General features: G+C 40.2%; 27 protein-coding genes, 1 tRNA gene and 3 pseudogenes. 14 read left to right on the plus strand and 17 right to left on the minus strand.

The features are described from left to right. Positions 1-14 precede the first annotated feature (14 nt). From KDN43_RS06610 to KDN43_RS06640, 7 genes are all read left to right on the plus strand, one after another. Entirely contained in the window at positions 15-980 is a 966-nt protein-coding gene (locus tag KDN43_RS06610; RefSeq protein WP_238868952.1) for an aldo/keto reductase, read from the plus strand. A gap of 48 nt (positions 981-1,028) precedes the next feature. Beyond that, entirely contained in the window at positions 1,029-1,502 is a 474-nt protein-coding gene (locus KDN43_RS06615) for a hypothetical protein (protein WP_238868953.1), read from the plus strand. A gap of 143 nt (positions 1,503-1,645) precedes the next feature. Further along, the gene (locus KDN43_RS06620) at positions 1,646-2,863 is read left to right on the plus strand and encodes a cation:proton antiporter (RefSeq protein WP_238868955.1); all 1,218 of its coding nucleotides are present in this window, start codon (positions 1,646-1,648) and stop codon (positions 2,861-2,863) included. A 1,070-nt stretch (positions 2,864-3,933) separates the two neighbouring features. Continuing rightward, positions 3,934-4,006, plus strand: a tRNA-Gly gene (locus KDN43_RS06625). Positions 4,007-4,280: 274 nt separating this feature from the next. After that, positions 4,281-5,510 carry a site-specific integrase gene (locus KDN43_RS06630; RefSeq protein ID WP_238868956.1) on the plus strand — a complete coding sequence of 410 codons (1,230 nt, stop codon included), beginning with the start codon at positions 4,281-4,283 and terminating at the stop codon, positions 5,508-5,510. 40 nt (positions 5,511-5,550) lie between these two features. Beyond that, a complete protein-coding gene (locus KDN43_RS06635; protein ID WP_238868957.1) occupies positions 5,551-6,093 on the plus strand; it encodes an ORF6N domain-containing protein in 543 nt (180 codons plus the stop codon). Between the two features lie 30 nt (positions 6,094-6,123). Continuing rightward, positions 6,124-6,516 (plus strand): hypothetical protein, encoded by a 393-nt coding sequence (locus KDN43_RS06640; RefSeq protein WP_238868958.1) that lies wholly within the window; start codon positions 6,124-6,126, stop codon positions 6,514-6,516. Positions 6,517-6,640: 124 nt separating this feature from the next. On the opposite strand, the gene KDN43_RS06645 is transcribed toward KDN43_RS06640, so the two are convergent. The 4 genes and pseudogenes from KDN43_RS06645 to KDN43_RS06660 form a co-directional block, all read right to left on the minus strand. After that, positions 6,641-6,991, minus strand: a complete 351-nt coding sequence (locus KDN43_RS06645) for a hypothetical protein (protein WP_238868959.1) — start codon at positions 6,989-6,991, stop codon at positions 6,641-6,643. A gap of 188 nt (positions 6,992-7,179) precedes the next feature. Then, positions 7,180-8,205 (minus strand): annotated as a pseudogene (locus KDN43_RS06650) (IS481 family transposase); the annotation flags it as partial. An 81-nt stretch (positions 8,206-8,286) separates the two neighbouring features. Next, positions 8,287-8,700, minus strand: a complete 414-nt coding sequence (locus tag KDN43_RS06655; protein WP_238868960.1) for a hypothetical protein — start codon at positions 8,698-8,700, stop codon at positions 8,287-8,289. 13 nt (positions 8,701-8,713) lie between these two features. Next, the gene (locus tag KDN43_RS06660) at positions 8,714-10,096 is read right to left on the minus strand and encodes a glycosaminoglycan attachment site (protein WP_238868963.1); all 1,383 of its coding nucleotides are present in this window, start codon (positions 10,094-10,096) and stop codon (positions 8,714-8,716) included. 399 nt (positions 10,097-10,495) lie between these two features. On the opposite strand from KDN43_RS06660, the gene KDN43_RS06665 reads away from it, so the two are divergent. The 6 genes and pseudogenes from KDN43_RS06665 to KDN43_RS06690 all read left to right on the plus strand — a co-directional run bounded on the left by KDN43_RS06665 (position 10,496) and on the right by KDN43_RS06690 (position 14,339). Next, positions 10,496-10,747 carry a hypothetical protein gene (locus KDN43_RS06665; protein WP_238868966.1) on the plus strand — a complete coding sequence of 84 codons (252 nt, stop codon included), beginning with the start codon at positions 10,496-10,498 and terminating at the stop codon, positions 10,745-10,747. 128 nt (positions 10,748-10,875) lie between these two features. Continuing rightward, positions 10,876-11,079 (plus strand): annotated as a pseudogene (locus tag KDN43_RS06670) (hypothetical protein); the annotation flags it as partial. Between the two features lie 44 nt (positions 11,080-11,123). Next, positions 11,124-11,537: a PcfK-like family protein gene (locus tag KDN43_RS06675; protein WP_238868968.1), complete on the plus strand. Its 414-nt coding sequence runs from the start codon at positions 11,124-11,126 to the stop codon at positions 11,535-11,537. Between the two features lie 12 nt (positions 11,538-11,549). Next, positions 11,550-12,845 carry a PcfJ domain-containing protein gene (locus KDN43_RS06680; protein ID WP_238868969.1) on the plus strand — a complete coding sequence of 432 codons (1,296 nt, stop codon included), beginning with the start codon at positions 11,550-11,552 and terminating at the stop codon, positions 12,843-12,845. A 521-nt stretch (positions 12,846-13,366) separates the two neighbouring features. Further along, the gene (locus KDN43_RS06685; RefSeq protein WP_238868971.1) at positions 13,367-13,819 is read left to right on the plus strand and encodes a JAB domain-containing protein; all 453 of its coding nucleotides are present in this window, start codon (positions 13,367-13,369) and stop codon (positions 13,817-13,819) included. Positions 13,820-13,985: 166 nt separating this feature from the next. Next, positions 13,986-14,339: a hypothetical protein gene (locus KDN43_RS06690; RefSeq protein WP_092027916.1), complete on the plus strand. Its 354-nt coding sequence runs from the start codon at positions 13,986-13,988 to the stop codon at positions 14,337-14,339. 81 nt (positions 14,340-14,420) lie between these two features. Here the strand turns inward: KDN43_RS06690 and KDN43_RS06695 are convergent, their stop codons facing one another. From KDN43_RS06695 to KDN43_RS16425, 4 genes and pseudogenes are all read right to left on the minus strand, one after another. Next, positions 14,421-14,933, minus strand: coding sequence for an immunoglobulin-like domain-containing protein (locus tag KDN43_RS06695; RefSeq protein WP_238868973.1), 513 nt, complete (start codon positions 14,931-14,933; stop codon positions 14,421-14,423). A 304-nt stretch (positions 14,934-15,237) separates the two neighbouring features. Further along, positions 15,238-15,447, minus strand: a pseudogene (locus KDN43_RS06700) (PH domain-containing protein); the annotation flags it as partial. A 266-nt stretch (positions 15,448-15,713) separates the two neighbouring features. Next, positions 15,714-16,388, minus strand: coding sequence for a transposase (locus tag KDN43_RS16420; RefSeq protein WP_256448725.1), 675 nt, complete (start codon positions 16,386-16,388; stop codon positions 15,714-15,716). Continuing rightward, entirely contained in the window at positions 16,333-17,043 is a 711-nt protein-coding gene (locus KDN43_RS16425) for a transposase (protein WP_256448726.1), read from the minus strand. The genes KDN43_RS16420 and KDN43_RS16425 overlap by 56 nt, the downstream gene beginning before the upstream one ends. A gap of 806 nt (positions 17,044-17,849) precedes the next feature. Between KDN43_RS16425 and ltrA the strand changes: the two genes are divergently transcribed. Further along, complete coding sequence (gene ltrA, locus KDN43_RS06710) at positions 17,850-19,262, plus strand: group II intron reverse transcriptase/maturase (protein ID WP_238868976.1); 1,413 nt, start codon at positions 17,850-17,852, stop codon at positions 19,260-19,262. A 169-nt stretch (positions 19,263-19,431) separates the two neighbouring features. Here the strand turns inward: ltrA and KDN43_RS06715 are convergent, their stop codons facing one another. The 9 genes from KDN43_RS06715 to KDN43_RS06755 form a co-directional block, all read right to left on the minus strand. Continuing rightward, positions 19,432-19,980: a DUF3872 domain-containing protein gene (locus KDN43_RS06715; protein WP_238868979.1), complete on the minus strand. Its 549-nt coding sequence runs from the start codon at positions 19,978-19,980 to the stop codon at positions 19,432-19,434. A gap of 6 nt (positions 19,981-19,986) precedes the next feature. Next, positions 19,987-20,454 carry a phage N-6-adenine-methyltransferase gene (locus KDN43_RS06720; protein ID WP_238868980.1) on the minus strand — a complete coding sequence of 156 codons (468 nt, stop codon included), beginning with the start codon at positions 20,452-20,454 and terminating at the stop codon, positions 19,987-19,989. A 2-nt stretch (positions 20,455-20,456) separates the two neighbouring features. Next, a complete protein-coding gene (locus tag KDN43_RS06725) occupies positions 20,457-21,041 on the minus strand; it encodes a conjugal transfer protein TraO (protein ID WP_238868982.1) in 585 nt (194 codons plus the stop codon). 30 nt (positions 21,042-21,071) lie between these two features. Then, positions 21,072-21,992: a conjugative transposon protein TraN gene (traN, locus tag KDN43_RS06730; protein WP_238868983.1), complete on the minus strand. Its 921-nt coding sequence runs from the start codon at positions 21,990-21,992 to the stop codon at positions 21,072-21,074. A 47-nt stretch (positions 21,993-22,039) separates the two neighbouring features. Continuing rightward, entirely contained in the window at positions 22,040-23,362 is a 1,323-nt protein-coding gene (gene traM / locus KDN43_RS06735; RefSeq protein WP_238868984.1) for a conjugative transposon protein TraM, read from the minus strand. Further along, positions 23,340-23,624 carry a TraL conjugative transposon family protein gene (locus tag KDN43_RS06740; RefSeq protein ID WP_238868985.1) on the minus strand — a complete coding sequence of 95 codons (285 nt, stop codon included), beginning with the start codon at positions 23,622-23,624 and terminating at the stop codon, positions 23,340-23,342. The genes traM and KDN43_RS06740 overlap by 23 nt, the downstream gene beginning before the upstream one ends. A gap of 11 nt (positions 23,625-23,635) precedes the next feature. Beyond that, positions 23,636-24,259 (minus strand): conjugative transposon protein TraK, encoded by a 624-nt coding sequence (gene traK / locus KDN43_RS06745; RefSeq protein WP_238868987.1) that lies wholly within the window; start codon positions 24,257-24,259, stop codon positions 23,636-23,638. A gap of 124 nt (positions 24,260-24,383) precedes the next feature. Beyond that, positions 24,384-25,418 carry a conjugative transposon protein TraJ gene (gene traJ / locus KDN43_RS06750; protein WP_238868989.1) on the minus strand — a complete coding sequence of 345 codons (1,035 nt, stop codon included), beginning with the start codon at positions 25,416-25,418 and terminating at the stop codon, positions 24,384-24,386. Between the two features lie 2 nt (positions 25,419-25,420). Then, positions 25,421-26,053, minus strand: a complete 633-nt coding sequence (locus tag KDN43_RS06755; RefSeq protein WP_238868990.1) for a DUF4141 domain-containing protein — start codon at positions 26,051-26,053, stop codon at positions 25,421-25,423. Positions 26,054-26,150: the final 97 nt, after the last annotated feature.

The following is a 26,150-nucleotide window of genomic DNA, read 5'->3' on the forward strand; positions in this document are numbered from 1 at the left end:
TAACAACATATACTATGGATTATTCTTATTGTGGAACAAGTGGAGTGCAACTGCCCAAAATATCGTTGGGGCTATGGCACAATTTCGGATTTACAGACGATTATAAAATGGCTCGCGAAATGATTGTTTATGCTTTTGAACAAGGTATAACACACTTCGACCTGGCAAATAATTACGGGCCTCCTCCGGGATCAGCTGAATCAAATTTCGGGAAAATATTGAAAGAGAATCTACTTTCTCATCGTGATGAGATGATTATCTCTTCAAAGGCAGGTCATCTAATGTGGGAAGGTCCCTACGGTGACGGATCGTCAAGAAAGTATATCATGGCGAGTATTGATCAGAGCCTAAAAAGGACAGGTCTGGAATATTTTGATATTTTTTATTCGCATCGTTACGATCCTAACACGCCTGTAGAAGAAACCATGCAGGCACTTGTGGATATTGTTCGCCAGGGTAAAGCATTATATGTAGGCATATCAAAGTATCCTCCCGAAGTGGCGCAAAAGTCGTTGAATTATTTGAAAGACAGAGATGTGCCTTGTCTTATTTTTCAGGACAAGTACAGTATGTTTAACCGAAAGCCTGAAGAGGAAATATTTAGGATAACAGAGGAGTATGGAGCTGGTTTTATAGCATTTTCACCACTGGCACAGGGATTACTCACTAATAAATATCTGAATGGCATTCCTGAATATTCTCGTGCGGCAGACCCGACAGGATTTCTACAGAGGGAGCAGGTCACTCAAACACTTGTTGATAAAGTGAGACAGTTAAAAGAAATTGCAAACCAACGCGGGCAAACAATGGCTGAGATGGCTCTTGCTTGGGCATTAAGGGATAAAAGAGTAACCTCCCTTATAGTGGGTTCGCGTAACGTGGAACAACTAAAAGATAACATTAACGCCTTGCAAAACCTCATTTTTTCAAATGAAGAATTGGTGTTGATAGATAATATTCTTGACGGGGCTACGTTATAATGAGAAAGGCTATAACTCAAAGAGTAGGCGAAAGTATTAAATATCAAAATGATGAAGAGAGTTGCGCCCGCTATTATGCTGATTATTATGGTTTTATCATCGTGTGTAGATGAGGCTCCTCGCCACTCGATTCCTTTTGCCCCTGTAAATTTCAGAATTGATCTGAACAGTTATGATATAGCACTGAAAAATGCAATGTCTTATAAGATATTTTCAGAGAAAGATCGCCGTTTTGCTTCCGACCGGTTTGGTTTTTCTGGTATATTGGCTGTTACAGATGCAACCGGAGCATCAATCTATGCATATGATCTCTGCTGTCCGTATGAAGACAATAAGACAATAAGAGTTGATCCGGATTACGACCCTACCGGATATAACGGAAAAGCCTGTTGCCCCTCGTGTGGAAGCATATTTGTTCTTATGTATGGATTAGGAAGTGTTGAGTCGGGACCGGCTAAGGAGCCGTTGCAGAGATATACTGTGATGCCCCTTCACGGTGACAGTTATCGTATTGTGAATTGACGTTTTAAAGAAAAAGATCATTATAACAGTTCTTAACGCTCTTTGTGTTGCGTTGAGAACTGCTTTTTTTTTATCTTTGCGCCGATTTTTTTACGGGTATAATCTTTCGCGGAATTTCAATTATACCCTAATACCCTTACTTGATGAGAAAAGTCTTTATATTTTCATTTTTACTGGTTATCGGTCTTATTCTGTCACAGCTTGTTCCCCATCTATTTGGCAATAACTTTCATACATTTAAAACAATAACTGATGGGTTACTGTATATTTCACTAGCATTTATAATGATAAATGTTGGGCGGGAGTTTGAGATCAATAAAAAACAATGGCGTAGCTATGCGACTGATTATCTGGTTGCAATGGGTGCAGCTGCACTCCCCTGGATATTGGTTGCACTTTATTATCTGTTTGTTATAATTCCAACTTCTATGGATTTGTGGAAAGATAGTAGTGCATGGAAAGAGGTCTTCCTTTTAAGTAGGTATGCAGCGCCTACATCGGCAGGTATTCTTTTTACAATGCTTGCAGCGGCGAAGCTTTCGCATACCTGGGTTTATAAGAAAGTGCAGGTTCTGGCTATATTTGATGATCTGGATACAATTCTGTTGATGATACCGCTTCAGATTCTGATGATAGGTATGCGCTGGCAGATGTTTGTCATTCTTGTTGTTGCAATCTTGTTAATTTGGGTGGGATGGAAAAAAATGAACAGTTATAATCTCCGTCATGACTGGCAGGCCGTTTTGTTCTATTCATTTATTCTTTTCTCGGTTATCGAGGTGATTTATCTTGTATCGAAATATCTTTATGGAGATTCCGGAACTATACATATAGAGATTCTGCTTCCTGCATTCATCCTGGGAATGATTATGAAAGCAGACCATGGTTCGAAGACTCATGCAACAACCCAAACGGGAGAGAAGATTGCAGCTTTTATCTCCTATTTATTTATGCTTCTAGTTGGGTTAAGCATGCCTCTCTTTTTGGGCGTAAACTTAGCGCATACTGCTGGAAACTCGAATGCAATTATCTCTCAATTACCTATGTTCTCGTGGAATATGCTCATTTTACATGTTATTGTAGTGACCATGATATCCAATATCGGTAAGCTTTTTCCACTGTTTTTCTACAGAGACAGGTCAGTTGGAGAGAGACTTGCCGTATCAATAGGGATGTTTACCCGTGGAGAGGTAGGTGCCGGTGTATTGTTTATTGCAATAGGGTATCATATAAGTGGAGTCTTATTGGTAGTCTCGGTACTTACAATGTGTCTGAATCTGCTTCTGACCGGATTTTTCATTGGTATTGCCAAGAAGCTAACCTTTTCCAGCTCTCCTGAACTGAAAGTAGTGAGCGGTTAGTAACAACATTGAAAGATATTTTGGGTTATTCTTTTAAAATCTCTCTAAAATACTTTGAAAAAAGGATAAACATCTTTACATTTGCACTCGCAAAAATGATATGATTCCGGAGCGGGCTTTTTTTGCGGAAGTAGCTCAGGATCGGTAGAGCACGACCTTGCCCCAAAGAATCAGGAAATGGAACCGGGCTTGGCAAGGATTCTGCAAATGAGAAAGTTGTTCTTTATTTAGTTGTAAATATCGCGGAAGTAGCTCAGGATCGGTAGAGCACGACCTTGCCCCAAAGAATCAGGAAATGGAACCGGGCTTGGCAAGGATTCTGCAAATGAGAAAGTTGTTCTTTATTTAGTTGTAAATATCGCGGAAGTAGCTCAGGATCGGTAGAGCACGACCTTGCCCCAAAGAATCAGGAAATGGAACCGGGCTTGGCAAGGATTCTGCAAATGAGAAAGTTGTTCTTTATTTAGTTGTAAATATCGCGGAAGTAGCTCAGGATCGGTAGAGCACGACCTTGCCCCAAAGAATCAGGAAATGGAACCGGGCTTGGCAAGGATCCTGCAAATGAGAAAGTTGTTCTTTATTTAGTTGTAAATATCGCGGAAGTAGCTCAGGATCGGTAGAGCACGACCTTGCCCCCAAAGAATCAGGAAATGGGAACCGGGCTTGGCAAGGATTCTGCAAATGAGAGAGTTGTTCTTTATTTAGTTGTAAATATCGCGGAAGTAGCTCAGGATCGGTAGAGCACGACCTTGCCCCAAAGAATCAGGAAATGGAACCGGGCTTGGCAAGGATTCTGCAAATGAGAGAGTTGTTCTTTATTTAGTTGTAAATATCGCGGAAGTAGCTCAGGATCGGTAGAGCACGACCTTGCCCCAAAGAATCAGGAAATGGAACCGGGCTTGGCAAGGATCCTGCAAATGAGAGAGTTGTTCTTTATTTAGTTGTAAATATCGCGGAAGTAGCTCAGGATCGGTAGAGCACGACCTTGCCCCAAAGAATCAGGAAATGGAACCGGGCTTGGCAAGGATCCTGCAAATGAGAAAGTTGTTCTTTATTTAGTTGTAAATATCGCGGAAGTAGCTCAGTTGGTAGAGCACGACCTTGCCAAGGTCGGGGTCGCGGGTTCGAGTCCCGTCTTCCGCTCAATCTCTCGAAGACACAAGAGAGAAAAATGAGGATAATAGCTTTCCAGTCAACAGATTGGGAAGCTATTTTTTTTGATACTTATTCCATTTAACAGACTAAGAAAAGCCATTAACAGACAACAAGTCGGTACTAAATCGGTACCGATTTGAATTTACCCTAAACTGGTACCGATTCGTTTACTTAAGTCATTGATTTGTCGAATTATGTCCGTCAATCTGTCCTCCTTTCGAGACAAGTTGAGATTATTTTTGTGATTTTAAAATTAATGAGTATGAGACGAAGCACTTTTAGAATTCTCTTTTATATCAAAAGAGGCAATCCAAAGAAAAACGGTAATGTCGTAATTATGGGACGCATCACCATAGATGGCGAACGCTCCCAATTTAGCACGAAACTAGAAGTTAATCCTATCGTTTGGGATAATAAGTCGGGTAGGGTAAAAGGTAATAGTGTAAAAGCTGCAAATATTAACCATGCACTGGATAACTACCGGGGCAAAGCAACGATGCATTATAACAAATTAATGGACGTAAATGGATACGTCAGTCCGGAAAAAATCAAAAATGCCCTGTTCGGTTTTGAAGAGAAGAGTAAAACGATTATGTATTATTTCGGCAAGTTCAATGAACAATACAAATCGAAAGTCGGAACAGTAGTTACAAGGACAACTTATTTGAGATACGAATTGGCTCAAAAACGCCTGGGTGAATTTATGGAAGAAACCCGTAAGGTAAAAGATATGCCTTACCGTGAAATCTCTACTGTTTTCCTTCAGGAGTTTTATTTATTCTTACGAAATAAATATAAATCCGGGAATAATAACGCAATGAAGACCATGCAACATGTCAGGGCGGTATTCTGTTACATAAAAAATACTGGTGAATATTTCTCCGACCCGTTTGCCAACTTTAAAATCAGCTTTGAAAAAATAGAGCGTTCATACCTGACCAAAGAAGAACTGGAAATATTGTATAATAGGAAATTCGGGGCGGAACGGTTGGAAAAAGTCAGGGATGTTTTCCTCTTTTGTTGCTACAGCGGTTTATCGTATTCCGACCTGTATAATTTGACCAAAGAACAAATCAGGACAGGTATTGACGGTAATTTATGGATTATGGATACAAGGAATAAAACCGGAGTACCTTATAAAGTACCCTTACTGGATATACCTGTAGCCATACTAAAAAAGTACGAATATTTACAGGATGAAGGAAAGTTGCTCCCCGTAATTAGTAATCAAAAGATGAATGAGTATTTACTGGAAATAGCCAATCTTTGCGGCATTAATAAAAAGATTACCTGTCATGTCGCCCGGCATTCTTTTGCCACCCTCTGCCTGACAGAGGGAATGTCGATTGAAACCGTATCGAAGTTATTAGGTCATACCAAAATAAAAACAACTCAGATATATGCCCGTATAATTGATAAGAAACTAAGCGAAGATATGGATAAGTTAGCCCAAAGGCTAAAACAGTCCGACCATCTGACTATTGCAATTTAAGAGATGAAGTTAGTAGAGAATCAATCTAAAATTAAAAACTATGGATTTAGATACAATTAAAGACAAGATTATTTTTATCCAGGGACAGCAGGTCATCTTGGATACAGATGTTGCGGAGTTGTATGGCATAGAGACAAGGCGGGTCAACGAAGCTGTAAAGAATAACCCGGATAAATTTCCTGAAGGATACATTGTTCATCTGACAAATAGTGAATTTGAAGATTTGCGGTCGAAATTTTCGACCGCAAAATTCAGTAAAGTCCGTGTAGCCCCCAAAGGGTTCTCCGAGAGAGGGCTTTATATGATTGCGACAATCCTCAAATCACCTAAAGCTACTGAAACAACTATCGCCATCATTGAGACTTTTGCAAAAGTCCGGGAACTCTCAAGAAATATCGCAGGTTTACAGCGGCAGGAAGATAAGGGTATCCGCCAATCAATGTTGCAGAAAAGCGGGGAGATCATTGCAGATATTATCTCCAATGATTTTGAAACGACAGGTACGGAAACAACCGTAGAACTAAACTTTGCGCTACTCTCTGTAAAGCATACTGTAAAGAGAAAGCCTAAGCCTAAGAAATGAAAGATCATTCAATTAATAATAAAAAATGTCATGAATAGAAGCATAATAAAAATAAAAGAAAATCCTGATGCAGGGACTTCCATCGAAATAGTGCCTGCAGGTGGAGCAGTTTGGATGACAAAGTCTGAAATAGCACGTCTACTTGTAGTCTATCAAAATACTATAAGTAACAATATACGGACAATCTTTAAAGCTGGGATTCTAAAGGAAAAAGATGTTGTTCGAGAGCATAAATACAAAATGCAAGGTATAGAACGAATTACAGTTTATTATAGTCTTGAAGTCATTATTGCATTATGCTATCGGATACAGTCTCGGGATGCAAAAATTTTTCGTGAGCACATGCTCACGAGGTTCTGTAATGATATGGGAAACAGAATCGAATATGATATTCGAAATAAACTCATTTTTTCGTTAAATTGAAGTATTGTCATAATGATGATTTATATGTAAGTTTCTGGATTAAGGGTCTGGACTTTCAACCCTTAATCCATAAACTTACAACTTACACAGTTAGTGGGATGCTCCCGAAAATTGAGTTATCCAATCAATAATTGTATTGCTTGTCATAGAATTTTATTATCTCTATATTTTGAGGGTCTACATTTACACTCTGATAGCCATCCTGGTCATCTTGGTGAGCTTCGGGATTTACCAGTCGGTGATATGTTGAAACAGCAATATTACCCCACGGATTTTCGCAAAAAGTATTCAAATCTTTTGGATTCAACTTGCATTTTAGAATCAATGGGATCCCTATATTTTTTATTTTTTGACTGATGCAATCTATTGATTCTATAGGCATATAGACTTGTTCCCCTCCATAATTCTGCAATAATCTTTGTGCTCCACCATTATATAATGTGTAATAGTTCAGACTTGATCTGACAGTGGGCATTTTTTAATTTATGGATTTGAGTTTTTTGAGACATAGCTGACCGGAATTGGAATGTGGTAAGAGGGGGTATTTTCACCCCCTTGGCCATTCCAGCCAGTCGGATTATTTCTGACAAGTTGCTCTCCAGCAGCGCCTGTTTCCTCTTCATCCGACGGAGTCAAAGATACAAAATTTTGATTCAGAGTATCCAATAATTTCTCTTTTGTCAGATGAAGGCTATCTTTCCAGGTCTGAATCGGCGTCTTACCGTAACAATATTTGCCCGAATGAGGTCTCTCGTTGTTGTAGTACATCAACCAAATATCCACATCATTTTGCAATTCCTCAATCGTTCTGTATATCTTCTTTCGGAATGCAGTCGCATAAAACTCTTCCTGCATTGTCCGGTGAAAACGTTCACAGATACCGTTTGTTTGGGGACTTCTTGCCTTGGTCTTCGTGTGATCGATATCTTCAATCGCCAGGTAGAGTTGGTATTCGTGATGTTCTCTTGCCCCGCAATATTCGGTTCCCCTGTCAGTAAGCACTCGCATCAGTGGAATCCCGTACCGGTCGTAAAGAGGGAGTACCCGGTCATTCAGCATATCAGCAGCAACAAGAGCTACTTTGCGATCATAAAGTTTAACTGTGGCGACCTTCGTGTATGTATCAATAAATGTCTGCTGATAAATACGTCCCACGCCCTTGATGTTCCCCACGTAATACGTATCCTGGGCTCCAAGATAACCGGGATGATAAGTTTCAATTTCACCCCTGGCAACCTTTTCCTCTTTGGCCTTTTCCAAAGCCACAACCTGAGCTTCGGTGAGTACGATTCCTTCCTGGGCAACCTTTGCTTCCAGCGCTTTCAAACGCTTGCGGAATGTTTCAAGATCATTTCTCAACCATATGCTTCTAACTCCAGATGGTGATACAAAAACACCCTCCTTTTTCAGCTCATTGCAAACACGGACCTGACCAAAAGCAGGATTTTCTGTTGCAAATGATACTACCCGATCTTCAATCTCCTGTTCAATACGATTCTTGATGATGGGCTTTCGTCTGCTGATCTCCTTGAGAGCTAATTCACCACCAGTTTCCACCAGTTCCCTGTATCGGTAGAAGGTATCCCGGCTATATCCTAAATACTTGCATGCCTGAGAGACATTACCTAATTCTTCTGCTAATTTAAGCAGTCCTAACTTGTTTTTGATTAACTTCGTTTCTGAATTCATTTCTGACAGTTTTAAGGGTTGAACTTTCTTTGTTTATGCAATTACAAATTTAAGTTTTTGCCCTTAACTGTCAGATTAAATCTAAACTAATTCATATAATGCATACGTAGTAAAATTAAAGAACAAAATATTATCTCTACCTTGTTGAGAATGCATACTAAAATAACTATCCCATGTATTTGTTATTTTAATTTTTTCCTCGTCTGTGAATAGATACCCCCAGTTTGACATAAAAGTACGGCGTATCTCCTTTCCTGTTCTACAAATTAAGCCTTTCTTGGATATTTCCTCTGGAATAACTCTTGTGTAATGAAATCCTATAATTGTATTACTCTCACAAAATTCGTTGATTTTTACAATGATATCATTAATAGAGTCTACATCCAGAAGGTTTTCAAGAAATTCATTCTGATAAAAAAGATAATCCTGTTTTTCTAATTCTTGCAAAAACTTTATTGGAATACCATTTAAATTACTAAGGTTGATAACACACATAAGTCTATTATTTTCAAACAGTTTTATTTCTTTGCGATTTCTCTATTGTTTTTAGGTTTTGAGTATACGAAGCATATGGAAATATTAAAGGCATCTCACTTTCTACTAAATGATTGTCTACATTAAAGAAGCATTGGGCGACTGTTCCATCAAATAAATCAGGATCTAAAGGGTGTATTGCATTTGGGTTATGATAAATAATTACTCCTTCACTCCATGTTTCATTTGAATTTTCATCAACAAAATAACTTACAAAGTTTGGTTTATCTGCATTTTTTTCATGGTTATATATTATCATGTGGCGAATTAATATACTACTCATAGATCCCATACCTGCTTGCCTTCCCATTCTATTGAATTTAGATAATGTTGCTGTCGAAGAAAAGAGTACAGCACTTATATTTTTATTTTTTTCATCTAAAAAAAATCCAGCAGGTATTTTTGTTCCATTTTTTTTCTTAAAATAATTTATCCTTTTAGGATTGATAACCAACTCTCCATCTTCTGTATGTTTATAATCATCATATCTGTATCCATACAAGTACTCAAGGAGCGAATTATAAGTCCATGTCATAGACATAGTATCATGGAAATCAGCGACGGCGATTATGAAAGGTTTTCCCCGTACATTTTCTTTCTCCCAATACTTCTTTTTAGCTTTATCAAATAAAACACTTCCAAACATTAAAGGAACATTGTCTTCTAAATCAGATGTAATTTCTTCAAATGCTTTAGGTTGATAATTTGTTATATTTTTCATGTTTTCAATTTTTCTGCTTATTGTGACGGCTTCAACCGCAATTTCATCTCCAAATTTATTTATAATAAAGTCAGGGACTTCAAATTCTCTTTTAAATGAAAATAATTGTTCTCTGAAAAAACAAAAAAGATATAATTCAAAAATGCGTGAATCAAAACCATTTAAAGATTGAAATTGTTCTATGAAATTTCCGTCAATATCTTTATAATGATATGAAATTTCCTTGACTGTCTCTTTTGCGCTCGAAAAAAAATCAGACTCTTTTAGAAGTTTATAATGGGGATGTATATGTTCGTCGTCATTTTTCAATTCCTCAAATAAATCGAAATATTCACTCTGGTTGTCATGTATAATAATATCATTTTCGTTAAAGGAAGTACTAATCCATTCTCTGGCATCCTCTATGGAAAGGAAATCAACAGCTACATTTACAGCCCGATATTGCATTGATTTATCTCTGGATAAGATTCCTGCGGAAAAATTATTGTCAATCAAATCCAAACAGATAAAACCTATTAAGCTACCTCCATCGGTATAAAATTCTAATTCTTTTATGTATAATCTTACAAATGGTTCTCTTGTAAATAGAGCTATTAGATCAAAATACTTTTGGGATAAAGGAACTAATTCTTTCATTTTCTTATTTAAAAATTGCTATACAAAGATAACATCATTTCATAATCTCTTCTAAAGCGGTTTGCAGAATATCTAAATTGAGATAATATTGACGGTAATACTTTTCATTGTCTTACCTTCATTTTTATCTATCCTTCTCTCTAATAATCATCTCCTCATTAGTATAGGAACAGCCCAATGGAGATTTCTATTTTTCATAGGCAAAGGTATTTCAGATTCCCGGAATGACGTAAATTCTGAAGCCCTGAAGGGTTTTGGAAAAAATCTTCCTCTTTCCGCAAGCGGCGAGCGTATTTTTCCCAAAAAATTTGTCATACCGCCAATCTGACCTTTTGCCGCCTATAAAACAATAGAAACCTCACTGGCTCCGTCCCGGCATATAAAAAAAAGTCGATGATTATGAGAAGAACAGAAAAAAATAAAGAAAACAATATTTCCTACTTTCCATCTAGCATCAAATTGGTGTTGGCAGGTGCCCTTGTGTGGGCTTTAGCTTCCATTACAGCGTCTTTCGGGTGGGTGGTGACCTTGTTTGCCTTTTATCTCCTTACCCGTCTGATATGGCGTATAGTTAAGCTGATTGTCAAACTGTTATTCTCTATTTTGCTTCTGTTCCTCCTTATTTCATTGATCGCATTATTCATCCTCTAAAATTAACAGTTATGACAAAATTATATTCATTATTCGGGGGTACAACCACCGACACAGAAGTAAGAGCAGTAGAAGTAAACCAAATCATTCAGATGGAAGGATACCATGTAAACGCAGATAACCTCTCTTTTGAGATTGTCGATTATTCGGAGAAAGCAATCGCACTTTTCGGAGATACCAAAGAAATCAAAGACCTGCTTAAAGCAATGGGAGGAAAATTCAATCCGAGACTGACCCACAACGGCGAGAAACAGGCAGGTTGGGTATTCTCGAAGACTAAGCGGGAGGAACTGCAATATATGACAATCTGGAAAAAGAATAATACGAATTAGTGTATAACAAGGGGTAGTTATGCTACCCCACAAATACCAACAATATGAAATCAACGAATCATTTCAAAAATACCATACAAGCCTATTTAGAACAACGTGCAGCAAGCGATCCGCAATTTGAATGGGCATATACCACTAAAGAAAACAAGAACATAGACGACTGTATAACCTATATCCTGAACACAGTTAAGAATTCAGGTTGTAACGGCTTTGAGGACGACGAAATCTTTGGTATGGCGGTTCACTATTACGATGAAGTCAACCTCGAAATAGGAAAATCAATGAACGCCCATGTAGTAGTAAACCATATGGTGCAACTGACCGAAGAAGAAAAAGAACAGGCACGCAAAGAAGCCATACAGAAAGTACATGATGAAACATACAGGAAGATGACACAGCCTGTTAAGAAAGCCAGGAAAATGCTCCTAACACCCCAACCCAGTTTATTTGACTTCTAAAATTGTAATCACATGAAACCAAAGAATAAATTCCAACAACGGGTAGTGGAAGCAAGCAAGAAGCTGCCCAAACTTACTAAAGAACAGATTCAGTGGGGATATGACAACACTATCGAACATATCGGACACCGAACCGAAAAAGGTAAGATGACCTGTACCAAATGCGGTCATTCGTGGCAGGGAGCAGGGTATTTAGTCTCTATCCTGACAGATTGCAACTGTCCCGAATGCAATACGAAACTAAAGGTTGAAACCACTAAGAAACGGGTATTTAGCGGAAGCTACTACATGACCATTATAACCTCCTGTGAGAGATATCAGGTATTGCGTACCATAATCGTAAACTATACCGCTAAGGTCGGAGAATTGCCGAGATACACCCATTCAGAAGTGATGCAACGGTGGATTGCTCCTGATGGCAAGTATTGCACATTTGCCCGTTTGCGCCAGACATTGGGAACGTGTTATTACGATTCGTGGATAGTTCATACCCCGTTGGAACTGCGGAGCGAGAACAGCAGCAACAAGTTTTGCATAAACGTATATGACAAGATTGGTATCGGGGAGGTTTACCCAAGACAAAAACTGATCCCCGAACTCAAACGGACAGGCTATAAAAAAGAGTTTTACGGACAGAAACCTTTAAACCTGTTCCGCACCCTAATGACCGACAACAGAGCCGAAACATTGATAAAAACAGGCTATGCCAAGTTATTGGAGCGAATAATGGATAGTGGTTGGAAACTTCATATTGACAACTATTGGGCATCCATCCGTATCTGCATCCGGAATAATTATAAAATCAAGGATGCAACCCTTTGGTGCGACTATATCGACTTACTCCGATTCTTCAGGAAAGACCTGCATAATGCCAAATATGTATGTCCTGCCGACCTGAAAGCAGAACACGACCGATATGTAATCAAAAAAGCGAAAGCCGATGCACAAGAGGAAATTGAAAAACAACTCGAAAAAGAAGCCGAATTCAGGCAAGTCAAAGAAAGGTTTTTCGGACTTGTTTTCACCGATGGAAAAATCAGCGTACATGTCCTTGAAAGCGTGGCAGAGATTATAAAGGAGGGCAAGCTGATGCACCATTGTGTAGGCAGTTATCATTCAAAATCAAATTCCCTCATTCTATCCGCTTGTGTCGATGGGGAAAAGGTTGAAACAATAGAAGTATCATTGACTAAACTGCAAGTCGTCCAATCGAGAGGATTATGCAATAAGAATACCAAATACCACGATAGGATTGTTAACCTTGTAAACAATAATATATCACTTATTGAACAGAGATTAACAGCATAACAGTAATAGAGCAATATGTACAAACTATTTGTGGGGTTTAGGAAATTGGGTGAATTCCCATCCATATCGGAAGCCAAGAAATTTGCCGACCAGAGTGGATATTCAGGAGTTTTTAATTTAGTTGGAGAGGATTATAGAGATAGTTGGTTTATTTTTAGATACCAAAAACAAAAAAGGGAATAGATAAGGCGGGCGATTTTTCGCCCGTTACTTTTTCCATGAGCATATAAAAAATGCGGAGAAAAAGTAACAAAAAGCCATTGAATGACAATTGCAATCTATATGCCAGCAATTGGAATATAGTATCGTTTCTCCACTAATTTTTTAGCAAAGTTACAGGAAATTTCTCACAAGTAGCAAGGTCAAGCCTTATGGTTTGACGAACAATCTTCCTTTTTTCTTTTTATCGGCAAGCCGAAAGAAAAAAGAGTATTCTTCGTCAAAACCTTGCATGAAGTGAGCATATTTCCTGTGGTTGTGAAAGCAAAAAATTATTGTTTCACAATTAAAACTTTGTTATTATGCAAGTAGATTATTTCAATATTCCGGAAATTAAAGTATCTTATTCTGATAAAGTTAAAACAAGTGATCGCCCTAGAATTACTTGTTCAAGAGATGCTTCCAAAATATTCAGGGAAGCACATAAGGATTGCATGCAGCATCACGAAGAGTGTCATGTGATGTTTTTAAATAGAGCCAACCGTGTTTTAGGCATCATGTTGGTTAGTTCGGGAGGAATGAGCGGTACGGTAGTTGATATCCGGATTATTCTGCAAACCGCACTTAAAGTTAATTGTTCAGGGATTTGCCTGGCCCATAACCATCCGAGTGGGGCCTTGAGTCCGAGTCCGCAGGATGTTTTTCTTACCAAGAAACTGAAAGAAGCCTGTGGTTTGATGGATATTCAGCTTTTAGATCATATCATTGTTACAGAAGAAAACTATTTAAGTTTAGCAGATGAGGGGCTCTTTTGAGCCTCTTTTTTGGTCGAAATTTTCAATTGTGCATATTGATTTTAATTAATTTTCGGATGTGTAAATACAGATAACCAAAACAGATAATGATTGTCATATATTTCGTGAACAATTGGATTGAATCTTAATTTTTAATTTATAACTTTGTTTCAATAAAATAAGGATCATGCTTGAACGTTTTTACGACATAAGCCATTTATCGACCAGGCAACTTCAGGAACTATATGCCACCTACATCAAAAAAGGTTGGAAAGATTTTGACTATTATGAATTAACCCCGGAAGGAGCACCTCCGCCGGAATTATCGGATGCGGAAGTAATCCTTAATTTGAATGCTGGACATCCACATAATTACTGCGTCTTTATGATTGATTGTGAGGATGAAAAAGACGGGGTGATGTTCGGCTTCGGGTTAGTCTACCATCCTGACTTTGCAGTATATTTGCATCTTCCCGTTAGCCTGTTGGATGAAATCACGGAAGAATATTCCTTGGTTCCCGATCCTTCAGTCGCCCCATGATTTAAATTCCAGATAAGAAAAAGGGCTGTACTAGAAATTTTCTGGTACAGCCCCTTCCATGTTCTAATTTATAAACTGTTTTCAATTTAATATAAATTCATCTGAAAGAGTAATACGGATGTTATTTGGACTTCTTTTGATTGTTGGAATCACAATACTAAACTCTTTCTCTATCCGATATCTCCCCGGTTTTAAATTCCTAATGAACAGAATAGCATCAGAACCTCTACTGCTTTGGGGGCCCACAGGTATTTCTACATCCGCCCAAATCGTGTTCTCTAATTGTGAGATACTTTTCCAAATTCCAGATTCGAAGTATTTCATGGAATACCTACTCCCTGTAAGAAGTTTATAATCAGAATTATTTATTATATTCATGTGTAGGGTATCCGGATACATACTGAATATAGAATCTTCTAACTCCATACGAATATCTAAAGAATTAATGTAAGTTTCCAACATATTATCCTTTACTGAATCATTTTTTACAGATTCAGTTCTATTTTTCGATAAAGAATCCGTACCCTCTGTCCCACTTGGTTTAAATGTGCAACTAATAAAAAGAACAACACAAAGAAAAAATAATCCTTTCATATTAATAGCGTGTAGCACCAAACACATTTTGAATATTTTGGAATTTTGTGTAATAAGAGTAGTTAGTATTTGGTAATCTGCCAATATGGGTACCTGTCGTATAATTCGTGAAGCCATTTGACGAATATACGAGCCCACCACTATCGCCAGGGCTTGAGTTTGAGGTATAATTTACTTCAACTATGTCATTCATAAATTGACCCTCCACGTATCCTGCAAAATTATTATTTGTAACTGTCCCGTATAAGTTTCCTGACGCCTTTCAATATAAATTTACATTTGTACATTTTATGGTATTAGGAAATCATGGGATTTGACCGTCTATCTCCGTTCTAAATTTTAAAGGATTGGCCACATAACGGTAACTATTTGTAGCGCCTCCTGTCGTCACGATAAGCGTACCAAAACCAGCTGTTCGCCCCCAAATACCCTGACTGATCCTGATACCTTCGCACTTGTTCAACATTAGTTCCAATGCATCCCTTTTTATAATTCCCGATTTAAGGATCAGCCTTTTGTTAGTTACTACTTAAAAATCTCATTTAAAATTCCCAACTCAAATTAATAGTTTTCAAAGCGGAATTTCTCTTTTTTTCGAGAGATACCGTTTTATTTTCTTTTCATCTTCACTGTTTCTTGCACGTTTAACGTGTTGATTTACTTTTTATGGTGGCATTTTTATATATATTAACATTATCACTCTTCCAAGGCATGGCAATTCCTTGTCATAAACCCTTTTACGACACGAAAGATGGCGATGGACGATTAAGTGAAAATCCGTCATCCGGTCATCGTTGTCGTTATTCGCTGCTCAAAATCACGCCACCCCGCTTTTCGGTAATACTCCTTAGGCATTTTTACCGTGACCTGCCTGCCGGATTTCACCACTTTACCCGGCACTCGGATAAACCATTCTCGGAAGGTAGAGTGCTCTTGGCGCCAAACCCAAAAGTCGCCCCGGTATCGCATGAGCACCGATAAACTGTAGGCAAATGACGAAAGTTGCCAAAGAATATCGTTTACCCAAAAATCATGCGTGATGGTTTTTCCCGCACAAAGCGAGTTTTTGGTTTGCTCGATCCAATTCTCACTCTCTGATCGGGATCCATAAAGGGTATGGAGCTGCAAGGCATCCAATCCTTTCAGGTTCGAGCAATAGCAAAAGTACTCATACTCGGGTACAAATTGTTTTTCGCCAAAATAATCGACTTCAACCATTTGCTTTATGATGCGCACGGCATAAAACATGCGGGGATTCCTCCAACCGCTACATTGATGTATAAACCGGCAGGTCGCCGTCCGTGGGTCAACCGGTTGCCATGTCTGCCCGGCAAGCAAATCTTTCAGGTTTTTCAGCTTTACTTTCACCAAATATTCATGTTTGCCCTCTTCCAGCAAATCAAACAATCCACCATTGAAAAAGCCGCTGTCTGCCCTGAAAAAAACCTTCTCCACCTTTTTGGGGAAGAGCGGCCAAGGTTTCTTTGACAAATTCACAAACGCCGTTTGAGGTGTAGCTTGAACCCGGGCGGAGCCACGAATTGACAAGCAGTTTCATCTCCGTGACGAAACATAAGATGGGGTGATAGCTTTTCGCGCCCTTTTTATGCGAGTTGTAACCCACTTCAGCTCCTTGTTGGTTGCCGTAAACGGTAAATGTGCTTGAGTCGCAATCAAGCGTCACGCGTTTTAACCCGCAACGGGAAACTTGCAAGCCGGTAAAATCCAATAACAACTCGTGAAGCGAACGGGCGCCCCTTTCACCCAAACCTGTCAAATGGCGGCGTATGGTGTCCTCGTCAATGTTCTTGGGTAACTTCAACAAGCGGGAAACCAAGGCGTCAAAGGTGAAATTTTCAATCCGCTTCAAACGGTGAACACCGCACAACGAAGCCAACAGGACACTTGAGAGTATTTGGGCTGTACTGAAACGGCTTGCATTGTGCCGGGTGGTTGGGAAAAGATGTTCCAACCGACGATAAATGCCGCAATGGTTGATAAAATCAGAGGTTACGCTTAACCCTGAATATGACGTTAATTGTTCTGAACTGAACTCTTTCTTTACTGAACTGGCAGTAAATGAGATTTTTTTACTATTTTTGTATTGCATGTGTCGGGTGAGTGTTATTTTTTATTTAACACCTTAAAGATAAATACTTTATCTGACACATGCAACTTTTATTTGAGACTTTTAGGTACTACATATAGGGAACCTATTTTCGTGAATAATCTTTCAAACAATGAGAATGTACCAAGGACAAGTAGTATGATTCCGCCCCAGTGAATAAACCCTGTTTCAAGGGCCGAGTAAAACAAGTACCCAAAAAGAAGAAGTAATGCAGGACGGACAAAGATAAACCAGTGTATGTTCGCTTGATATACGATATTTTCTCCCGATGATAGATTGTTACGTAAATAGCCCATAATAATTAAATCTATAGTATTTATTCTTTCGAAATGCAAATATACAATATATGCATATCGTTTTGTATGTCGGGCATGGTATTAAGCTTGCAGGATGTAAGTTCCTGTATGTGCCGAGTTGATAGGAAACATTAGCGACTGGCAAGGGTGTTGCGGGCAACTGCAAATCTGAAAGAAGCCATCAGCAAAACTGAGGTTCTGACGCACAGAAATCTGATATAAGGCTCATTTGGGAGGGCAACCGAGCAATGGATTGGGAACGCCCAAACTTCAACCGTAACTCTTATGAGTAAATCAGGCAGAACGCAGTGAAAGTTTAATATCTTATCCCGAGAGGTCTTATAAGAGGCACCAACAGTGCAGGACTTATAGCGATGTAATTCTAAGTCTTATAAGAAGTCAGCAGAAGACATAGTATTTTATGAAGTGCACACTCATAAAAGAAGGTCTGAATCTTTTAATTTAAGGAGCAGTTAGTTCAAAATTTGTTCTATGAAGCGACAGCAAGTTACAGCATACCAGTCAGACCTGTTCACAGTAGCAGTCAAGGATTCTGTATGCCCTTGTGTAGATAGTGAAGCCGTAAGCCGAGCTAATACATCAAAGGCGTTGCAAGTAGAAGAAGCAGGCGAACAAGAACGAGCCTTAACCCTTGATTTAATGGGAGCGGTATTGTGTCACAGCAATATCACCCAAGCCTACAAACAGGTAAAGCGCAACAAAGGTGTAGCAGGAATAGACCAGATGAAAGTAGATGAATTTGCCACGTGGTATCATACTCATGGCGAATCCTTACTATCACAACTCCGTGAGGGAACATATATTCCCCAAGGCGTTAAGCAGGTTGAGATTCCCAAGCCTAACGGCGGTAAACGCAGGCTGGGCATTCCTACGGTAACCGACAGGGTTATCCAGCAAGCCATTTCCCAAGTCTTAAGCCCTATCTATGAAAGAGATTTTTCTGACTATAGTTACGGATTCCGTCCTCAGCGAAGTGCACATGACGCACTAAAGAAAGGTTGCGAATACGTACAGACAGGCAGGATGATAGTTGTGGATATCGACTTAAAGACATTCTTTGACGTTGTCAATCATGACCGTCTGATGTATATGTTATCACAGAAAATTGGGGATAAAACCCTTTTGAAGCTGATACGCAAATACCTTCAGAGCGGAATCATGACAGGGGGTATTGTCAGCCAACGCATCGAAGGGACGCCCCAAGGCAGTCCTCTCTCCCCCTTATTATCCAACATAGTTCTTGATGAACTGGATAAAGAGTTAGAGAAACGAGGACACAAATTTGTTCGATATGCTGACGATTGCAACATCTACGTACGCAGCCAAATGGCAGGCGAGAGAGTAATGGAATCGGTAAGTAACTTTATCGAGAGCAAACTAAAACTACTTGTCAACAGAGACAAGAGTCAGGTTTGCGAAGTGTTTCAAACCAAATTCTTAGGTCACACCATCCAAATCGATGGTTATCTAACCATAGCAAAGCAAAGCATTGAACGCTTTAAGGACAAAGTACGCAGTATAACCAAACGTAACAGAGGCGTGAAGTTTGAGCAAATAATTGCCGAATTGCAACCCCTTATGCGAGGCTGGCTGAACTACTTCCGTTATGCCCGATGTAAAGGCTTATTAAAGAATCTCGATTCATGGATACGCAGAAAACTTCGGTGCTACAGGTTAAAGCAGTGCAAAAGGGTAATCACCTTGCAACGTTTCCTTGAAAGTCGGGGAGTTGATAGCTGGCAAAGCTGGATATTAGCTCTCTCGGGTAAAGGACACTGGCGCAAGTCAGGTTGCCCCCAAACACATCAGGCTCTTAGCAATAAATGGTTTGAATCAGTAGGTCTATACAACCTCACATTAAATTACGAGAGATTAAACAATTAAAAGAAACCGCCCGGTGCGAGAGCAAGCCGGGTGGTGTGAGAGGGCGGGGGAGTAATCCCCCTACCTACTCGATTTGCAATTAAAGAAAAAAATTAGCCCCTGATTTTAATAATCAGAGACTAATCTTTATTATTCTATATCTTCATCCCAAAGTGCTATATCGGTTATTTTATAAATGATGATACCCTAAGTGATTATTTAACAGATTATAAGTCCGAGTTCCATACTCTTTTTTCAAAAGCTTGGATTGTTCGTATTTTATACTTATTGCACCATCTGTACTGTTCCCGCTTTCTTTTGATTTATTCGTAAACGAGAATGTCTTTTGAATAATCTGATTGAAGGAATTGACGATATAAATATCAAGCACCTGATTATCCGCACTCAAGGATGTATAATAAAGCCGGAACGTCTTTTTTGTGAGAGGATAAAGGTCATTCGGGGTAAATAATGTTCCTTCATCATCCATTAAAATCCCGGCCCCGTCACTTTGAAAATACCGGATAAAGTACCCCGCCCCGGAATAATCTCCTTCCGTAACTAATTGGCACCTGATTTCGGCCGTTTCATTTACCGCTATTGTTTTCTGAACCGGAAGCGTCTTCAGATCAAATGCATAATCCTGTTTAATATCCAACTTGTCATTACAGGCACAGGCTATTGCTGATAATCCCATGACATACACAATGTATAGACTGTTTCTTATTAATTTTTTCATTTTAATTTACTTGCTTAGTGATAAAAATTTCCCTTTTATATGATTCTTGAAGAGTATTTTCGCATTGTCCGGACCATAGGCGACCAGCATTGAAGCATTACGAGGCTGCATGCCTCTTATCCCGTCTGCTCTTAAAAATTGAATACGGTCATAAAGTAGTTTAATAGCGGTTGCCCTGTTCAAAACGATATCATGGAACCATTTGGCTTCTATTTTGGAGAACACTAATGCAATCCCATTAGAGTGTGTTGCCATTTTCAACAAAAATTCTTGAAGCAAAGGGCTGGAATAGGGTGGGTTAAGCCACACTCGTCCATCCCATTCTCTGGATAATCCATTTTCTTGTTTAGTATAAATTTTCTTTGCGGAATGATTGAGTCTGAAGGCTTCCAGGGAGCTGGCAGGATCAAGGTCGAACTCTCCCAGTGAAGCGATAATCTCTTTTGGAGTGTACCATTCATTATTTTCAACCATGACTAATTGATTATAAATTTTACACTCGCCCCCACTTGCGTATGGAACTTTCCGACAGAACTCCCCATTAATACACGCTCCCGTGCATTAAGAACCAAAACGACCTTATCCGACAGGTATGTTTCTACTTCCAGCGTTCCGGCTCCGCCATAAACGAATGAATCTTCATTGGCCAGCGTAGAGCCGTCATACAGCAGGTCCTCTCCCCAATTGCACGTTTCATACCCGGCAAGAGCTGATAATCCCAAAGAAAGGAAGACGGTCTTACTTCCATCGGATAAGAAATTGTAATAGTAACCGCCTTCTGCCGTAAAAACCGAAACGGGGATGGATGTTTCCTTATAATTGTAATTCTTATGTAGATATTCAGTACCGAATACCCACTTACTACTTCCCGAAGCATATCTGCTAATGGCAGCCCCGAAATAAAAAGCCTCTTTATTTTTTTCCTGCTTAAATCCGTCTACAGTCCCTGCCCTGAGTTCTATCCCCCTCATACCCGGCAAGCATCGTTGAGCCTGTACTTGATCGACAAAAAGCAGGCCCATCGATACAGCGAATGATATAATGAATACTGTTCTGTTCATATCCCTTTGTTGTTAAAAGATTTGAAACTTTTATTTTACTTCCAGTTCGTTAATCACCCTGGCCCTGACCAGATCGCTGTTCTCAACGACAAAGGACTGGTGGCGTCCACCTTCTTTTTCGTTGAGTTCAATGATGAGTTGTTTGTCGTCAGGTATCGTAAACTGGGGAAGTGTGAACACGGTCCTTTGATCACGTCTTCCACTGATCTGCATAGCGAAATTGTGTGCCCTGAGCGGAGTAACTACCGCCTCCTGGATAGCTGTACGTTTGGCTATTTTCTTATCCACAATCTTAAATGTGATATAATCCACATTGAATGGGACGTTTGACGAGTTTTTAACCTGCGTATGGAAATAGAGCAAGCCGTTGTGAGAATAAATACCCTTCAGGATAAATTGCACGCCGAAACGTTTCGAACCGATATGCTTTATTTCCCGCTTGTCGTTTTTATAGATTGATTTCATGATTAATCTTACTAATAAAGGGGATTCTCTTCCCAGTTCGGTTAGATAGATCTCCTGTGAATTGTTGGGACGGTTTACCGTTTCCCCGTCATGGATGAAATCTTTCATCTCTATATTGAGTTTCAAAGGTTCATCAGCATACTTGACATTAAAAGTAAAATAGCTTCCGTCATCGGTAATGACTGCCATATTTGTCTCGGTGCTAAAATCACGCAAAGCGGCTTTTACCCGGAGTACATTTTCTACCCCGTCCGCTTTTCCGGCTATCAGGTCGGCAGATCCCAGGTCAACGTAACGTATGGCATCGGGGAAAATAATATGTACCGTCTTGCCAAAAGTGATTTCCAATCCGTAAGGAGGAATCATCCGGTCGAAAGCCACGGGGCGTGTCAATCCCTGATACAGATCACCCGAAGATGGATTTTCCTGTGCCTGAATACATGTAGACCCTGCAACAAGGGCAAGTATCAAAAATAAATGTTTCATAACTACAATTGTTTTTTTAAGTTTATAGAATGGATTTTTAATGGTTGTTATTTATCGGAGAGAAGTAAGACCTTATGCCCGGCTTTCAGGGTCACCTTCTCTGTGCGGAGTTTTTTCGACAGATACTGTGATGCCCCCTGTATCACGCCTTTGGACAGGTCGGAAGCAATCTGTGATCCTGCATTGTCCGTAATGGAAATGCTGGTTCCCATATTCTGCCCCATATTGGCGGCCATCTCTTTTACCGCATTCATTTCGGCAGACCCCGGCACGGATATTCCTTTTCTTCCGTCCAGGTCATATGCAGCCAACTCCACAGGAATAATGTTCCCGTCCAGAAGAATTGACGGAATAAAAACTTCAGTCCTTTCCCCTCCGATTTTGATGGTTCCGCTGACGACCGTCCCTTTGGGAACCAGATGATTTCCAGCCCGTATTTCTTCCATCAACCGGAGCTGTACGTCTTGCCCGTCGGATAAGGTTACCGTCTTGTAAACAGAAGCAAATATCCCATTTCTTTGCTCACTGCCCTTATTCGCTGTAACCGACGATATAAAGCCCATATTACGGGGCTTACTGTATTCAGATACAAAAGCCGAGTCACTCATTTGTACAGGCAGGGAGGATACAACCTGTTCCTGTACCTGGCTCACAATAATTGTACTCTTGCTATTGCCTGAAGACACCGGAGCCGATTCACGCTCTTCTGTCCGTTGTATTGCTTCTGTCACTTGCCCCTGTCCGGTTGGAGGCATGTATTTTGCCGCCATCTGATAGGATTTCTCCATCAGTGCCAACTGGTCTTCCGCAATCTTCCGGGTTTCCTTGCGTTCCTCTTCCTTACGCTCCAATTCCTGTAAACGCCATTCGAGTTCCAGTTGCCGTTGTTCGGCTTCCTCGTCTTTTTCAGAAATCGGCTCGTAAAAACTCCCCAACTGACGGTTCACATCCTGATAAGCATATACGGAAGATTGAATTCTGGAAGACGGCGTTTCATCCTGATTCCGATTGTGGAACTGTCCTTGGGATGCGGGCTGTTCTCTTTCATCTTCAAAAGCAAAGGCAAGGTCTTGCAGGGTGCGCCTCTTTTCCTGTTGTTTCCGCTCAAAGTCTTCCTTCTCATAAGCATCTTTCTTATCGGAGATAATAGCTTCCTCTTTCGGCATAGGTAGTTCCGTATTATATCCCAGCCCGGCTTTCTGTTTCTCTTTGTCTTTACCCGAAGGGGCGAAGATGAGATACATTGCCCCGGTAAAAACAAGAAAGAACAAAGGCAACACCAAAAGCTGTTTGCGCTTTCGCAGTTGCTCAGGTGTCAATTCTTTTTTGGCTTCATCCGCCTCTTTTTTATTCCCGTTCTTGTTGTTCATAATTAAAATCATTTAGTTCTTTGTTAATACTGTCTTTGCGTAGTTCCAACCGCCTGATGTGTTCTATTTGCAGTTGTCCATTGCGTTCACTCTCTTTTCCCCAATTGTGAATGGACGAAACCGTAAAATAAATATTCCCGGCGGTAAAGATCAGAAGCATGGTCAGGATGACCGCCAACCGTTTCTCCGGTATGATCTTCCCGCATATTCTTTTCAGAAAATCTTCTATGCCATACCCTAATTCTTTTATTATATTTTTCATATTCCATTTTTTTAGCGTTCCTGAAGGCGTATATCCCTGTTCTCAAGGATCTCGAATCTTTCCATCGTAAAACCGTGGGGATTATTGTCACTCCTTACGGAATTGATCAACTCACAAGAAGTAACCAGGCTACGCTCCGTGATGTTGCTTTCCCTGACAATTACCTGCCGGGCATACGTCACCGCCTTGTAGGGATACGTATCAAAATTGCAGTTGATACTGTCTACCCGCACCATCTGGTTGATGTTTCCCGACACCACACGGTTATAGTATCCTTTCTCGGATAAATCCTTATAGTAGCGGAAGGCGCTTTTATCCACCAAAAACAAAGCCCGCTGTATATTGCCCTCTATGGCATTCTTATCCGGGGACAACGTGAAAAACAACTCATGAAAACGGCGTACATGCTCTTTCGCTTCGACCGGACGGTTTTGTGATAAGTCCTGCGAAAGCGCCAGCATCAGCGATTTGCCGCCATCCAACACGTATATTTTTTGCCGCTGTTTCTCTGCAAAGCTGTATGAACTCCATACCGAATACCCGGTAACGGCGGCACACAGGCAGAGGAACACAATGGAAAACAGACGTATCTGCCGGAAGCTTGTCTCGATATTTTTTAATGCTTTAAATTCCATATTGTAATGAATACTCTATTATTTCAAGGAAAGTATCGTTACCGGTTACCGAGCCATAGTAACGGATCAGGGACAACGATACTCCCTTTGGATGAATAAGCGGCTCAAACTATTTCCATTATGATTATTTCCCTTTCCCCATCAGGCGGCCTGCAATATTCCCGGCGACCGCCCCGGCTCCCCCTGCAACAGCAGTTGCACCGCCTTTTGCCATTTTTCCGGCATTCTGTGTCTGGGAATTTACATTCTTACCCAGATTGCCCATACCTCCGGATTGGATGATCCAGTTGGCAACGGATGGAATAGTGAAATATCCCACAATTCCTATAAGCATGAATATGATATACACGGCATCCGTACTATCAGGGATAAAGCTCGTATCAGATAAGTTCTGAATATCCTTTTCTAACATGGAAGCCTGTATGCGGGCCAGTATGGAACTGAACAGGTCCGATACAGGAAGCCACAGATAGACCGATATATACCGTGTAATCCACTGGGTGAGTGTAGCCTGAAATCCATCATAGACACTAATGGCAAAAGCGATGGGCCCCAATATGGACAAGACGATCAGGAAAAATGTACGAATGACGTCTATTACCAAAGCCGCCGCCTGAAACATAAGTTCGACAATATTCCTGAAAAACTCCCGGACAGCCTGTTCAGCCTTGTATGCAGTACGGGAAACATACATACCTCCCATTGTGGCTATATCTTTAGGGCTCCAGCCAAGTTCATCGATCTGCCTGTCAAACTCGGCGTCATCCACCAGATAAGCCGTTTCAGGGTTTCTCATTTTTGCCTCATATTCCAACCTGTCTTTTTTTTCCTGATAGGCGTTCAGGTCAAATGTCTGTGTTTCCAGAATCCCGTGTGTGCCCGTTACTATCGGGCTCATCACGGAGTTGATCGTTCCTAAAACCACAGTAGGGAAGAACATGATACAAAAACCTATGACAAACGGGCGGAGTAACGGATAGACATCTACCGGTTCTGCCCTGGCCAATGCCTGCCAGACCCGGGAGGCTACATAGAACAGTGCGCCGAATCCCGCCAGACCTTTTGCCACACCGGTCATATTACCGCACAGGGGCATCATATCCGTGTATAAATTGCGGAGTATCTGGTGCAGGCTTTCAAATTCTATCGACAATAGCATGGCTACCAGTACTTTTCATTTGCATTTCCATATAAAGCAAGCACCCTGTCAGTTTGATTTTTCTCTCTTGCCCTCAAGTAGGAAACGGATATGTTCTTCCTCGTGTAGTAAACCGTCAGGTTACGATAGTTCTTGATCTCATTATATACCTTGTCGATGGTATCCATACGTTCCTTATCGCTCATGGAAAGACCGTTTGACGACGTGACGATATTTTTGAGCTCTTTCAGCCTGTCGGCTCCCTCTTCCAGCAGTTTGGTGTAACCAAAGGAGATGGCTGCCAATTCATCCACACTGTAGTTCGTATCAGTCATCATCTTTTGAAAATTTTCGATGTAGATGTCGGATATTTCCCCGATAAGAAGCACCGTTTGTTGTACTTTTCGGGCATCTTTCACCAGATCGTGAACGTTTTTGAGCTTATCGTAATACTCCTTTCCCTGATTGTAGATCTTTACTGTCTCCTGAAAATTTGAAATCATGTTTTTCGCAGTCGAGGAAGTCTGGACAATCTGGTTGGCCGAGTTTACAATCCCTTGAACCAGATTCGTGGGATCGGTTACCACCCATTGGGCTTTTATATGTGCTGTGAAGAGCAAAAGGCCCATCCACAACAAGATGATCTTTGTTTTCATATTGAATAAGTTTTTTAATTGTTTGAAATTAATTTTTCGTTATAAACCGGATCAGTAGAACCACTTGCCAATCCGGATATATCAGAGGTGTTCAATA

The sequence above is a fragment of the Proteiniphilum propionicum genome (assembly GCF_022267555.1).
Classification (GTDB): Bacteria; Bacteroidota; Bacteroidia; order Bacteroidales; family Dysgonomonadaceae; genus Proteiniphilum; species Proteiniphilum propionicum.